Below are 12,507 nucleotides of genomic sequence, written 5' to 3'. Positions count from 1 at the left end.
GGTCTCCACCCCGACGGGTGTGGGCGCGCCGCCGCGCGGGTACGGGACCGACGACCCGACCGCATCGTGAGGAGCACACCGTGCCGTTCGACCCCCGCCAGTTCACGCCCTCCCGGGCCGTCGTCACCGCCTCCGACTCCGGCATCGGCAAGGCCACCGCCGTCGCCCTCGCGAAGGCCGGGATGGACGTCGGCATCACCTGGCACAGCGACGCCGACGGCGCCGAGGCCACCGCCGCGGAGGTCCGCTCGCACGGCCGCCAGGCCCACGTCGCCCAGCTCGACACCAGCGACCTCGAGTCCTGCGCCGGCGTCGTCGACGGGCTGGTCGAGCGGCTCGGCGGGCTCGACGTGTTCGTCAACAACGCGGGGACCGGCGACGGCACGCCCTTCCTCGAGCTCGACCTCGCCACCTGGCGGCACACCCTCGCCACCGATCTCGACGGCGCGTTCGCCTGCCTCCAGGCCGCGGCGAAGCACCTGGTGCGCCAGCGGCAGGGCGGCCGGCTGATCGCGGTGACCAGCGTGCACGAGCACCAGCCCCGGGTCGGCTCCAGCGCCTACGACGCGGCCAAGCACGGCCTCGGCGGGCTGGTGAAGACGATGGCCCTCGAGCTGGGCGCCCACGGCATCACGGCCAACGCCGTCGCGCCCGGGGAGATCGCCACCCCGATGACCGGCCAGACCGACGAGGACCCGACCCGGACCGAGCGCCCGGGCATCCCGCTGGGCCGGCCCGGGCACGCCGACGAGATCGCCGACGTCATCGCCTTCCTGGCCTCGCCGCCGGCGAGCTACGTCACCGGCGCGTCGTGGGTGGTGGACGGCGGCATGCTGCAGATGGGTCCGCAGGGCGGCTCGCACCTCACCAGCCAGGCGTGGCGCGAGGCCTGAGCCCGGCTCAGCGCTCGAGCGCGGCCCGGGCCTCGTCCCGGGCCCGCTCGGCCTCCGCCGCCGCCCGGGTCGCGCCCTGGTGGCGGCGTCGCGCGTCCCGCGCCTCGCTGCGGGCGGCCGCCTCGTCGGCCTCGGCCCGGGCGAGCTCGGTCTGCAGCTCCTCCACCCGGTCGGCCAGCGCGTCGGCCCGGGCCGTCGCCTCCTCGGCCTCCTGCTCGCGGTCGGCCAGGGCGGCCGCGGCCTGCACCCACCGGTCCTCCGCCTCCGCCGCCCGCCGCTCCCGTGCGCGTCGCTCCTCGTCCTCCGGCTCCGGTTCGGCCTCGGCCTCTCCGCCCGCCCCGGATCCGGGCTCCGGCTCCGCGCCCGTCTCCGGCCCGGGCGCAGCGGTCGGCATCGAGGCCGCCATCGCCGCCATCAGGTCCGTGGAGCCGAACCCGCCGTAGCTGACGGCGGTGGTCAGCCGGCCGCGGCGCAGCAGCTCCGCGGTGGCGGGGTCTCCGAGCGCGGACTGCAGGCTCTGCCCCACCTCCTGCAGCGCGCTCTCGGCGGCGGCGTAGCCGGCCGCCGCCCCGCGCCGGACGGCGTCGCGGGCCAGCTGGTCCACCCGCCGGCGCCGCTCGGCGGACAGTCGCCGCAGGTCGGGGCCCGAGCGCCGGCGCTGGGCGTCCTCCAGCTCGGCCGCGAGCTCCAGCAGCGCGGTGATCCCGCCGGCGTCGTCGCGGGCCAGCCGGTTGAGCAGCCACGCGGTCCGGGTGGGGCGGCGCAGGGCGGCGATCTCCCGGGCCAGCGGGCGGTCGCGGGCCGCCCGGGCCTGCGCGACCAGCGCCGTGCGGCGCTCGACGAAGTCGTCGGGCGAGCCGGCGTACAGCTCCTCGGCGGCGTCGTCGAGGTCCACGAGGCGGGTCGGGCGGTCGGGCGGGGCGTCAGACCGCCCGGTCGACCGTCTCCTGCTCGGTGACCGGGGCGGGCAGCTCCAGCAGCGCGTTGTCGATCAGCCGGGTGCCGCTCACCTTGGCCGCCACCAGCATCCGCACGGGGCCGGTGTGGCCGTCGGGCACCTCGGCGAACGTCGCCGGGTGCACCAGGACGGCGTAGTCGAGCTCGAAGTCGGGCTCGAACTGCACCCGGTCGAGCACCTCGTTCGCCGCCACCCGGGCGGCCGGCACGCTGTCCGCGGCGGCGGCCCTGCGCAGGGCGGTGGACAGGCTCGTGGCCAGGGCGCGGTCGGCGGTGGACAGGAAGACGTTGCGGCTGGACAGCGCCAGCCCGTCGGGCTCGCGGACCGTGGGGGCGCCGATGACCTCGACGTCCATGTTGAGGTCGGTCACCATCCGCTGGATGACCGCGAGCTGCTGCGCGTCCTTCTGCCCGAAGTACGCCAGCTGCGGCCGCACCACGTGGAACAGCTTGGCCACCACGGTGAGCACGCCGTCGAAGTGACCCGGCCGGGAGCGGCCCTCGAGGATGGCGCCCATGGCGCCGGCGTGGACGGTGACCTGGCGGCCCGCCGGGTACAGCTCGGCGACCGTCGGGACGAGGACGAGGTCCACGCCCTCCGCCTCGCAGACGGCGACGTCGTCCTCGAGCGGTCGTGGGTAGCGGGCGTAGTCCTCGCCCGGGCCGAACTGCAGCGGGTTGACGAAGATGCTGACGACGACGGCCTCACCGGCCGCGCGGGCCAGCCGGATCAGCTCGCGGTGGCCCGCGTGCAGGGCGCCCATGGTGGCGACGAAGGCGACCCGCCGGGGACCGGCGGCGTCGAGGTGGGAGCGCGCGACGGCGAAGTCGGCGAGGGAGTGGGCGACGATCACGGATGAGCTCCTGGCGCACCCGGGACGGGTGGCGTGCCGGCCGGGGCCGGGTCGGACGGGTGGGACGGGACGGCGGGGGACGGGGTGTCGGCGAACGTGTGCGCCGCGGTCGGGAAGCTGCCCTCGGTGACGTCGGCCACGTAGGCCGCCGCGGCGGTCCCGATGACCGAGGCCAGGTCGGCGTACTGCTTGACGAAGCGGGTGACCTTCCCCTGCCGCAGTCCCAGCATGTCCTGCCACACCAAGACCTGGGCGTCGCAGGACGGTCCGGCACCGATGCCGACGGTCGGGATGGGCAGCTCCGCGGTCACCTGGGCGGCCAGCTCGCCGGGCACCATCTCCAGCACCACGGCGAAGGCGCCGGCCTCGGCGACGGCGTGCGCGTCCTCGAGCAGCCGGGACGCGCTGTCCCCGCGGCCCTGCACGCGGTAGCCGCCCAGCTGGTGCTCGCTCTGCGGGGTGAAGCCGATGTGACCCATCACCGGGATGCCGGCGCCGGTGACCTTGGCGATCTGCTCGGCGACGCGGACCCCGCCCTCGAACTTCACCGCGTGGCAGCCGCCCTCCTTCATGAAGCGGATCGCGGTCTGCAGCGCCTGCCCGGGACCCGCCTCGTAGGAGCCGAAGGGCAGGTCGCCGACGACGAAGGCGCGCCGCGTGGAGCGGACGACGGCACGGACCAGCGGCAGCAGCTCGTCGACGGTGACGGGGAGGGTGGAGTCGTAGCCGTAGACGTTGTTGGCCGCGGAATCGCCGACGAGCAGGCTCCACACGCCGGCGTCGTCGAAGAGGGCGGCGGTGTACTGGTCGTAGCTCGTCAACATGGCCCAGCGGCGGCCCTCGCGCTTGGCGGTGGCGAAGTCGGTGACGCGGATGCGGCGCGCTGGCGCGCTCGGCTCAGTCACTGGCTCGACCTCATGTGTCTCTCGTCCCCTGGCTCCGTCACGTCGCGGCCGCCCTGCAGTCGTTGAATCGTGCACGACCGGCGCCGCGTGAGAACTTAACGCACCGGGGGGCGCGGCACACTCTCGTCGTGACCCGCGGGGGCGGGCCCAGCGACGATCCTGCCACCTCGGGCGGGGGCGCACCCCACCGGCCGCCGAGTTGTGACCTACAGGTGCGAGAGGACGACGGCCGACCGCGTCCGGCTGACGCCCGGGTGGTTGCGGATCACCCCGAGCACCCTCTCGAAGTGGGCGGCGTCGGAGGCCCGGACCAGCAGGATGCCGTCGGCCTCGCCCGTCACGGTGTACGCCTCGCTGACCTCGGGGATGCTGAGGGCCAGCTCGCGCATGCCGTCCGGGGGGACCCGGCCCTCGCAGTAGAGCTCGACGAACGCCTCGATCGTCCAGCCCAGGGCCGTGGGCTCGATCTCGGCGGTGAACCGGCGGATGACGCCCTCGGCGCGGAGCCGGTCGACGCGGCGCTTGGTCGCCGCCGTGGACAGCCCCACGCGGAGGCCCAGGGCGGCGAAGCTCTCGCGGCCGTTCTCCACCAGTCGAGCAATGATGTTGCGATCGAGGTCGTCCAGACGCAAAGGATGCACCTAGGTTTCCTACATCGCGCCGCAGGTTTTGCGCAAGAGCGGACCTAGGCTGCAGCCATGACGTCGAGCGTGCTGACCCGGGAGGCCACGGCCCTGCGCCGGCCCTCCCTCCGGCACTACCTGATGTGCCCTCCCACCTTCTTCGACGTCGCCTACGCCATCAACCCCTGGATGCACCCCGGGTCGCCGGTGGACCGCGACCGGGCCCTGGCGCAGTGGTCCGGGCTGGTCGCCGCCTACCGCGCCGCCGGTCACCGCGTCGACCTGCTGGAACCCGTCGAGGGCCTGCCGGACATGGTGTTCGCCGCCAACGGCGCCACCGTGGTCGACGGCCGGGTCCTGCAGGCCCGCTTCGCCACCCCGCAGCGGGCGGCCGAGGCCGAGCGGCACGGGGCCTGGCACGCCGCCCGGCTGGGCCGCGCCGGGGTGGTCACGGCGCCCGTCGCGGTCAACGAGGCCGAGGGCGACTTCGCGGTGCTGTCCGACCGCGTCCTCGCCGGGCACGGCTTCCGCACCAGCCCGGACGCCCACGCCGAGCTGGGCCGGCTGAGCGGCCGTGAGGTCATCAGCCTCGAGCTGGTCAGCCCGTACTACTACCACCTGGACGTCGCGCTGACCGTGCTCGACGACCGCACGGACCACGTGGCCTACTACCCGCCCGCCTTCAGCCCGGCGAGCCGGGAACGGCTGGCCGCGCTCTTCCCCGACGCCGTGCTGGCCACCGACGCCGACGCCGCCTGCCTGGGCCTCAACGCCGTCAGCGACGGCGAGACGGTCTGGCTGCCCGCGGGCGCCACCGCGCTGGTCGCTGCCCTCGCCGGCGCTGGCTACCGGCCCGTCGAGGTCGACGTCGCCGAGCTGCTGCGCGGCGGCGGCGGCGTCAAGTGCTGCACGCAGGAGATCCGGCACCCCCGCACCCCACCCCGTCCTGCACCGCCCTGCCCCACCCCCGGAGGAGAGACCCCGCGATGACCGTCCTCGACGACCCCACCCTCACCGACCAGGCCGTGGTGTCCCCGGCCGCCGCCCTGCTGGCCGTCGAGGACGCCCACGTCGCGCACAACTACCACCCGCTCGAGGTGGTGGTCGCGTCCGGCTCGGGCGCCGTGGTCACCGACGTCGACGGCGTCGACCACCTCGACTTCCTGGCCGCCTACTCCGCGACCAACTTCGGCCACGGCCACCCCGCGCTGCTGGCCGCGGCGCGCGAGCAGCTGGACCGGATCACCCTGACCTCGCGCGCCTTCCACCACGACCAGCTCGCCCCGTTCGCCGAGGCGCTGGCCGCGCTGGTGGGCAAGGAGGTGGTGCTGCCCATGAACACCGGCGCCGAGGCCGTGGAGTCCGCGGTCAAGGTGGCCCGCAAGTGGGGCTACGAGGTCAAGGGCGTCCCGGACGGGCGGGCCACGATCATCGTCGCGTCCGGCAACTTCCACGGGCGGACGACGACCATCGTGAGCTTCTCCGACGACGCGGAGGCGCGCGACCACTTCGGTCCCTACACCCCGGGCTTCGTCACCGTCCCCTACGGCGACCTGGCCGCGCTGGAGGCCGCGATCACCGACGACGTCGTGGCCGTGCTGCTGGAGCCGATCCAGGGCGAGGCCGGCGTCCGGATCCCGCCGCCCGGGTACCTGGCCGGTGTCCGGGAGGTCACCCGGGCGCACCGCGTGCTGTTCATCGCCGACGAGATCCAGTCCGGCCTCGGCCGGACCGGGCGGACGCTGGCCTGCGAGCACGAGGGCGTCGTGCCCGACGTCTACCTGCTGGGCAAGGCGCTCGGCGGCGGCATCGTGCCCGTCTCGGCCGTCGTCGCGGACCGGGACGTCCTGGGCGTGCTCCGCCCGGGCCAGCACGGCAGCACCTTCGGCGGCAACCCGATGGCCTGCGCCGTCGGCCGCGCCGTCGTCGAGCTGCTCGCCACCGGGGAGTACCAGGAGCGCGCCACCCGGCTGGGCGAGCGGATGCGCCGCCGGCTGGAGGCGCTGGTCGGGCACGGCCTGGTCGCGGTCCGGGTGCGGGGTCTGTGGGCCGGCGTGGACGTCGACCCGGCGCTGGGCACCGGCCGGCAGGTCTGCGAGGCGCTGGCGCGGCGGCACGTGCTGGCCAAGGACACCCACGGCTCGACCCTCCGGCTCGCGCCGCCCCTGGTGATCACCGAGGAGCAGCTCGACCACGGGCTCGACCAGCTCGCCGCCGTCCTCGAGGAGCTGCGGGCCGCCACGGTCTGACCGCCGCTGCCGCCTACCCCCGGGTCGTCCCGGTCTGGCATGCTGGCGCGGTTCGACGGCAGAGGGAGGCGCGGGTGGCGGGTACCGGACAGGTCCAGGACCAGGAGGACGGGGCGGCGGCGCACGCGCTGGTGCCCCTGCTGGTGGACTACCTCGAGGACCTGGCGGAGCGCACCGCCGCCCGGCTGGGCGACGTCGCGGGGGTGGCGATCACCTTCGGGCGGGACACGGCACCGGTGACCATCGGCTCCAGCAGCGACCTGGCCCTGCAGGTCGACCTCCTCCAGTACTCGATCGGCGCCGGACCCTGCCTGCACGCCCTGCGGTCGGGGGAGGCCCTGTACGTGCCCGACCTCGGCGCCGACGACCGGTGGGGTCCCTACGGCCCGCGGGCCGCCGCGCTCGGGGCCGCCAGCTGCCTCTCGATCCCCGTCCCGGTCGGCGACCGCCCGGCCGCCGTGGTCAAGGTGTACGACCGCCGCGTCGACGGGATCGCGCCCGAGCAGCGCGAGCTGGTGGAGCGGACCGCCCTCGACGTCGCCGGCGGGATCGGTCTGGCGCTGCACCTGGTCCGCCAGGCCCGCGAGCTGGACGACCGCGCGGCGGCGATGGACCGCCGTCGGCGCATCGACCTGGCGCTCGGGATGTTGATGGAGCGCAACGGCAGCAGCGCCGCCGCGGCCTTCGACCTGCTGCGCCGCTACTCCCAGAACTTCAACGTCCGGCTCTACGTGGCCGCCGAGCAGATGGTCGCAGCGGCCGACCCCGCCCTCGGCGCGGTGCAGGCCCCCTTCGAGGTCGACGCCGTCTCCTGAGAGGCGTGCTCCGCGGTCACGGGGTGGGGTGGAGGGCGTCGTAGCGCAGGAAGTTCCGCTCCCGGCTCACGACCAGCGCCAGCACGACCATGCAGGTCAGGCCGCCGAGCACCGCCGCCCAGCCCTCGCCGACCCAGCTCGACTCGGCGCCCAGCACCAGGTCGCCCAGCCGCGGCCCGCCGGCCACCACCACGATGAAGACGCCCTGCAGCCGGCCGCGCATGTGGTCCGGGGTCGCGGACTGCAGGATCGTCTGCCGGAACACCGAGCTGACGGAGTCCGAGCCGCCGGCCAGGGCGAGGAAGACCATGGCCACGACCAGCGCACCGACCAGCACCGGCCCGGGCTGGTGGCGGCCGACGACCACCAGGACCGCCCCGAACGCCGCGACCGAGGCCCCGAAGGCCAGGATCGCCCCGGTGATCACCTGTCCCTGCCGGCGCAGCGCCACCAGCCCGCCCGAGAAGACCCCGGCGAGCACCGCGCCGACCGCGTAGGCGGCGCTGAGCAGGCCCGTGGTGGTGGCGCCGCCGCCGAGGAACAGCACGCCGACGGCCGGGAACAGCACGCGCGGCATGGCGAACACCATCGCGATCAGGTCGACGACGAAGGTCATCCGCACGTTGGGCCGGGTGGCCAGGTAGTGCAGGCCCTCGACGATGGAGGCGAGCCCCCGCCGGCCGCTGCGGTCGGGAGCCGTGCCGTCGGCCGTCAGCGGCGGCAGGTCCGGCAGCCGCCACAGGGCCCACAGGGCGAAGGTGAACAGCACCGCGTCGACGGTGTAGGCCGGCCCGAAGTCCCAGACCGCCACCAGCACGGCGCCGAGGAGCGGGCCGACGGTCAGGGCGACGTTGGTCTCGATGGTGGTGAGGACGTTCGCCGCCGGCAGCAGCCGCGGCTCCACGAGCCGGGGGATGATCGAGGTGCGGGCCGGGTTGTTGATCGCGAAGCCGGCCGACTGCACCGCGACCAGCGCGTAGAGCAGCAGCACGGAGTCCACGTGCAGCCACGCCTGCAGGGCCAGCGCCATGGTGACGACCCACAGCCCCAGCGACGACGCCAGCGCCACCCGCCGGCGGTCGTGGGCGTCGACCAGGGCGCCCCCGTAGAGACCGAGCAGCACCAGCGGCACGAGGGCGCAGATCCCCAGGACGCCCACCGAGAGGGTGGAGCCGGTGATGGCGTAGACCTGCAGGCCGACGGCGACGACGGTCAGCTGGGAGCCCAGGTTGGACACCCCCAGACCGATGACCAGCCGGCGGAAGGGGGGGCTGGCGCGCAGCGGGGTCAGGTCGAGGAGCAGGGCCATGGCCGGGCCAATCTACGGGGGCGGTCGGCCGGTCCCGGGCCCGCCCGCCCGTCGCGGACGGCCGCAGCCCGAGCGCGCCCCGGGCCGCGGCCACTAGGGTGTCCGGCGTCCGGTTCCCCACCCGCAGGAGTTCGCCCATGACGACCGTCATCACCTTCGGCACCTTCGACGTGCTGCACGTCGGCCACGTCCGCGTGCTGAACCGCGCGGCGGCGCTGGGCGACCGGCTGGTGGTCGGGGTCTCCTCGGACGCGCTCAACTTCGCCAAGAAGGGCCGCAACCCCGTCTTCGACCAGGACGAGCGCACCGAGATCGTCTCGAACCTCAAGGTGGTCGACGCCGTCTTCGTCGAGGAGAGCCTGGAGCAGAAGCGGGAGTACGTCCTGGAGCACCGGGCCGACATCTTGGTCATGGGCGACGACTGGACCGGCAAGTTCGACTTCCTCAACGACGTCTGCCGCGTGATCTACCTGCCGCGCACCCCGTCGGTCTCGACGACGGCCATCATCGAGCACATCTCGGGCGGCGCCGGCGGCTGAGCCGGCCCCCGACCGACGCAGGAAGGCCTCCCCGTCTCGACGGGGAGGCCTTCGTGGTGGTGCTGCCGGGTCGCCGGCCGGCGGTCAGTGCTTGAACGCGTCCTTGACCTCGCCGACGGCCTGCTGCGCGTTGCCCGCGGCCTTGTCGCCGTGGCCCTCGGCCTGCAGGTCCGGGTTGTCGGTCGCGTCGCCGGCCTTGGCCTTGGCCTCGCCCTTGAGCTCCTCGGCCTTGCCCTTGATCTTGTCGCCCAGTCCGCTCATGTCGGTGCTCCTCCCTCGGCCGCGCGACGGGTTCGCGCGGACCGACGGCGCGTCGCCCCTGGTCGGGGCCCGGCGGGAGCCGGGTGGGACCCTGGGACCGGAACCGTCAACTATGCTCCGGAGAAGTGACCGCGTCGTCTCCGACCACTGTAGGTCGGGCCGTTTACGTTGTAAATGCCCGCAGGCGCGACCGGGCTGCGCGGTCGCCGGCCGGTTCCGCACCGGCGCGTCCACCTGCGAGGGGCCCTATGACACCGCACGAGCCGGAGGAGCCGAGCCGGCCCACCGGCACGCTCGGGCCCCAGCCCCCCGCCGGGCCCGAGAAGGCCGTGACCCCGGGTGGCCGCCGCCCCCTGGACCGGTCGCTGATCCTGCGCGAGGCGGTCCGTTTCATCGACGCGCACGGCCGGGAACGGCTGACGATGCGTCGGCTCGGCGCGGAGCTCGGCGTCGAGGCCATGGCGCTCTACCGCTACGTGCCCGGCCGCGACCAGCTGCTCGACGGGGTCGTGGAGACGGTGATGGACGAGCTGTACGGGCTGACGATGGAGTCGGAGCAGCCCGGCACCTGGCAGGAGTTCCTGCAGCAGATGGCCCGCGGCGTCCGGGCGATCGCCATCGAGCACCCGAAGATCTTCCCGCTGGTGGCCAGCCGGCCGCCGGCCGCACCCTGGCTCCGTCCACCGCTCCGCAGCCTCCGCTGGGTCGAGGCCTTCCTGCAGGGGCTCCGGCACTACGGGTTCAGCGGCCCGGGCAGCGTCGAGGTCTACCGGGCGTTCTCGACCTTCCTGCTGGGCCACCTGCTGCTGGAGTCCTCGACCTACGCCGCGGAGCCGGAGCTGGACGTGACGCGCGACGTCGAGTTCGTGGAGACCAACGACCTGGCCGCCTACCCGCTGCTCATGGAGCTCTCGCCGCAGCTCTCCCTCGACACCTTCGACGGCGAGTTCGAGGGCTCGCTGGAGGAGCTGATCAACCGGATGGCGGTCGGCCCGCGGTGAGTGACGGCAGCAGCGCGTCGGACCCGGCGGGGTCCGACGACGCGGGCGACGGCCGGCACGAGACGCCGGAGGAGCGGCTGGACCGGAACTGGGTCGACATCCTGCAGGAGCTGCGGGTCACCCAGACCGGGACGCAGGTGCTGACCGGCTTCCTGCTGGCCATCGCCTTCCAGCCGGCCTTCGCCGACCTCGAGCGCTACCAGCAGCGGATCTACCTGGTGGTGGTCGTGGTGGCGGTGCTGACCGTCGCGCTGGGGCTCGCACCCGTCAGCCTGCACCGGGCGCTGTTCCGCCAGCGGGTCAAGCAGCTGGTGGTGCGGCTCGGCCACGTCATCCTCCGCCTGGTGCTGCTCGGCGTCGGCCTGGTGCTGGTCGGCACCGTGCTGCTGGTCTTCGACGTGGTGGCCGGGCTGCGGCCCGCGCTGGTCGCCGCCGGCGTCACCGCGGCGGTGGTCGCCGGCATCGGCGTGCTGCCGGCCCTGGTGCTCCGGGTGCGGCCCACCGGGTCGCGCCGCCGGCGGGTCTGAGGTGGGGGAGGTCCGGGTCGGCACCTCGGGCTGGAGCTACGACCACTGGGAGCACGTGCTCTACCCGCCGGGGCTGCCCGACCGGGACCGCCTCCCGGCCTACCTCGACGTCTTCGGGGCGGGTCCGCCGCACGGCGCGGTGGAGCTGAACGCCAGCTTCTACCGGTGGCCGCGCCCCGCGACCTGGGCCTCCTGGCGGCGGCGGCTGCCGCCCGGCTTCCGGCTCAGCGCCAAGGCGCCGCGCGGGCTGACGCACGGCAAGCGCCTCTACGCCCCCGAGGCCTGGGTGGAGCGGATCTGCGCCGGCTGGCACGAGCTGGGCGAGCGGCGCGGCACCCTGCTCCTCCAGCTGCCCGCCGACCACGCCCGCGACGACGCACGGCTGGCCTACGTCCTGGACCGGTTCCCGCCCTGGGTCGGGTTGGCGGTGGAGCTGCGGCACCCGAGCTGGGTGGACGACGCCGTCTTCGGCCTGCTGGCCGAGCGGGGGGTGTCGTCCTGCGTGATGAGCGGCGCCGGCCTGCCCTGCGTGCTCCGCGCCACCGCGCACCTGGTCTACGTGCGTCTGCACGGACCCGACCGGCACCACCTCTACGCGGGCGGCTACCCCGAGGCCGACCTCCGCTGGTGGGCCGACCGGGTGGGGGAGTGGCGGGCCGCGGGGCACGCGGTGCACGCCTTCTTCAACAACGACGGCGACGGTCACGCCGTCCGGGACGCCCGGCGGCTGGCCGAGCTCTGCGGCTGAGCGGCGGGGTCAGCGCCCGGCCGCGGCCCGCCGCTCCCGGTGCAGCGCGCGGCGCCGGTCGTGGTCCTTCTTCATCGCCACCCGGGGGTCGGCGTCGCCCTCCAGCGAGGCCGGGCCGAACACGTGCATCAACGTGTACTCGATCTCCCACCAGATCCGGTACGGCCACGAGTACCCGTCGCCCCGGGCCACCTTGCCGGTCATCGGCGTCCTCCGTTCCTCCGGAGCTCAGGAACAGAGCCCACGAACTGTTAGTGTACTAAGCGTGCAGCCCGACCGACAGTCGACGGGCGCCGGGGCCGCCGTGACCACGGCCACGGACGACGACGACCTGCTGGAGCTCGAGCGCCAGGTCTGCTTCGCCCTCGCGGTGGCGTCGCGCAGCGTCATCGGCATCTACCGGCCCGTGCTGGAGCCGCTGAGGCTCACGCACCCGCAGTACCTCGTGATGCTCGCGTTGTGGCAGCACGCCCCGCTCCGGGTGTCCGAGCTGGGCCGGCTGCTCGCGCTGGAGCCGGCGACGCTCTCCCCGCTGCTCAAGCGCCTGGAGTCGGTCGGCTACCTGGAGCGTCGCCGCGACCAGGGCGACGAGCGCGCGCTCCGGCTGACCCTGACGCCGGCGGGCGCCGCCCTGCGCGCCCGGGCGCTCGAGGTGCCGCGGACGGTGATGCGGCGCCTGCAGCTGGACCTGGCCGGTGCCGAGCGGCTGCACGCGGTGCTGACCGACGTCATCGACCGGGCCCGGCAGGCGGGTGCCGAGGGCGCGGTGCCCGCCTCGGGCCCGGGGGGCCTGCCGCTAGACTGACCGCCGGTGCGGCCCGGCCGT

General features: G+C 74.9%; 16 protein-coding genes. 9 read left to right on the top strand and 7 right to left on the bottom strand.

The features are described 5' to 3' along the window. Window positions 1-80: 80 nt before the first annotated feature. On the top strand, window positions 81-893 hold the full coding sequence (locus tag BLT72_RS20425) for an SDR family oxidoreductase (RefSeq protein WP_091415557.1): 813 nt from the start codon (window positions 81-83) through the stop codon (window positions 891-893). Between the two features lie 7 nt (window positions 894-900). On the opposite strand, the gene BLT72_RS20420 is transcribed toward BLT72_RS20425, so the two are convergent. The 4 genes from BLT72_RS20420 to BLT72_RS20405 all read right to left on the bottom strand — a co-directional run bounded on the left by BLT72_RS20420 (window position 901) and on the right by BLT72_RS20405 (window position 4,250). Further along, window positions 901-1,788, bottom strand: coding sequence for a hypothetical protein (locus tag BLT72_RS20420; RefSeq protein WP_091415554.1), 888 nt, complete (start codon window positions 1,786-1,788; stop codon window positions 901-903). Between the two features lie 28 nt (window positions 1,789-1,816). Further along, window positions 1,817-2,704: a pantoate--beta-alanine ligase gene (gene panC / locus BLT72_RS20415; RefSeq protein ID WP_091415552.1), complete on the bottom strand. Its 888-nt coding sequence runs from the start codon at window positions 2,702-2,704 to the stop codon at window positions 1,817-1,819. Then, window positions 2,701-3,609, bottom strand: coding sequence for a 3-methyl-2-oxobutanoate hydroxymethyltransferase (panB, locus tag BLT72_RS20410; RefSeq protein ID WP_091415549.1), 909 nt, complete (start codon window positions 3,607-3,609; stop codon window positions 2,701-2,703). The genes panC and panB overlap by 4 nt, the downstream gene beginning before the upstream one ends. 206 nt (window positions 3,610-3,815) lie before the next feature. Further along, on the bottom strand, window positions 3,816-4,250 hold the full coding sequence (locus tag BLT72_RS20405; RefSeq protein ID WP_091415546.1) for an Lrp/AsnC family transcriptional regulator: 435 nt from the start codon (window positions 4,248-4,250) through the stop codon (window positions 3,816-3,818). Between the two features lie 57 nt (window positions 4,251-4,307). On the opposite strand from BLT72_RS20405, the gene ddaH reads away from it, so the two are divergent. The 3 genes from ddaH to BLT72_RS20390 all read left to right on the top strand — a co-directional run bounded on the left by ddaH (window position 4,308) and on the right by BLT72_RS20390 (window position 7,296). Beyond that, window positions 4,308-5,222, top strand: coding sequence for a dimethylargininase (ddaH, locus tag BLT72_RS20400; protein WP_197677119.1), 915 nt, complete (start codon window positions 4,308-4,310; stop codon window positions 5,220-5,222). Then, a complete protein-coding gene (gene rocD, locus BLT72_RS20395; protein WP_091415543.1) occupies window positions 5,219-6,481 on the top strand; it encodes an ornithine--oxo-acid transaminase in 1,263 nt (420 codons plus the stop codon). The genes ddaH and rocD overlap by 4 nt, the downstream gene beginning before the upstream one ends. 74 nt (window positions 6,482-6,555) lie before the next feature. Beyond that, on the top strand, window positions 6,556-7,296 hold the full coding sequence (locus tag BLT72_RS20390) for a GAF and ANTAR domain-containing protein (RefSeq protein ID WP_172826132.1): 741 nt from the start codon (window positions 6,556-6,558) through the stop codon (window positions 7,294-7,296). Window positions 7,297-7,312: 16 nt separating this feature from the next. Here the strand turns inward: BLT72_RS20390 and BLT72_RS20385 are convergent, their stop codons facing one another. After that, complete coding sequence (locus tag BLT72_RS20385; protein WP_091415536.1) at window positions 7,313-8,605, bottom strand: MFS transporter; 1,293 nt, start codon at window positions 8,603-8,605, stop codon at window positions 7,313-7,315. A gap of 137 nt (window positions 8,606-8,742) precedes the next feature. Between BLT72_RS20385 and BLT72_RS20380 the strand changes: the two genes are divergently transcribed. Next, entirely contained in the window at window positions 8,743-9,144 is a 402-nt protein-coding gene (locus tag BLT72_RS20380; RefSeq protein WP_091415532.1) for an FAD synthase family protein, read from the top strand. 84 nt (window positions 9,145-9,228) lie between these two features. Here the strand turns inward: BLT72_RS20380 and BLT72_RS20375 are convergent, their stop codons facing one another. Further along, complete coding sequence (locus tag BLT72_RS20375) at window positions 9,229-9,405, bottom strand: CsbD family protein (protein ID WP_091415529.1); 177 nt, start codon at window positions 9,403-9,405, stop codon at window positions 9,229-9,231. Window positions 9,406-9,653: 248 nt separating this feature from the next. Here BLT72_RS20375 and BLT72_RS20370 point away from each other — a divergent pair, with 248 nt between their 5' ends. Genes BLT72_RS20370 through BLT72_RS20360 form a run of 3 tightly spaced genes read left to right on the top strand, consistent with a single transcriptional unit; the run spans window position 9,654 to window position 11,681 of the window. Next, window positions 9,654-10,406 (top strand): TetR/AcrR family transcriptional regulator, encoded by a 753-nt coding sequence (locus BLT72_RS20370; protein ID WP_091415527.1) that lies wholly within the window; start codon window positions 9,654-9,656, stop codon window positions 10,404-10,406. Further along, window positions 10,403-10,933: a DUF6328 family protein gene (locus BLT72_RS20365; protein ID WP_091415524.1), complete on the top strand. Its 531-nt coding sequence runs from the start codon at window positions 10,403-10,405 to the stop codon at window positions 10,931-10,933. The genes BLT72_RS20370 and BLT72_RS20365 overlap by 4 nt, the downstream gene beginning before the upstream one ends. Window position 10,934: 1 nt before the next feature. Further along, window positions 10,935-11,681 (top strand): DUF72 domain-containing protein, encoded by a 747-nt coding sequence (locus BLT72_RS20360; protein ID WP_091415521.1) that lies wholly within the window; start codon window positions 10,935-10,937, stop codon window positions 11,679-11,681. A 9-nt stretch (window positions 11,682-11,690) separates the two neighbouring features. Here the strand turns inward: BLT72_RS20360 and BLT72_RS20355 are convergent, their stop codons facing one another. Next, window positions 11,691-11,885 carry a hypothetical protein gene (locus BLT72_RS20355; protein ID WP_091415517.1) on the bottom strand — a complete coding sequence of 65 codons (195 nt, stop codon included), beginning with the start codon at window positions 11,883-11,885 and terminating at the stop codon, window positions 11,691-11,693. A 61-nt stretch (window positions 11,886-11,946) separates the two neighbouring features. Here BLT72_RS20355 and BLT72_RS20350 point away from each other — a divergent pair, with 61 nt between their 5' ends. Further along, complete coding sequence (locus tag BLT72_RS20350) at window positions 11,947-12,486, top strand: MarR family winged helix-turn-helix transcriptional regulator (RefSeq protein ID WP_231930201.1); 540 nt, start codon at window positions 11,947-11,949, stop codon at window positions 12,484-12,486. Window positions 12,487-12,507 lie beyond the last annotated feature (21 nt).

Origin of the sequence: Friedmanniella luteola (assembly GCF_900105065.1) — a bacterium.
Classification (GTDB): Bacteria; Actinomycetota; Actinomycetes; order Propionibacteriales; family Propionibacteriaceae; genus Microlunatus; species Microlunatus luteolus.
Note: the sequence above shows the minus strand (reverse complement) of the source record. Positions and strands in the feature narration are given on the sequence as shown.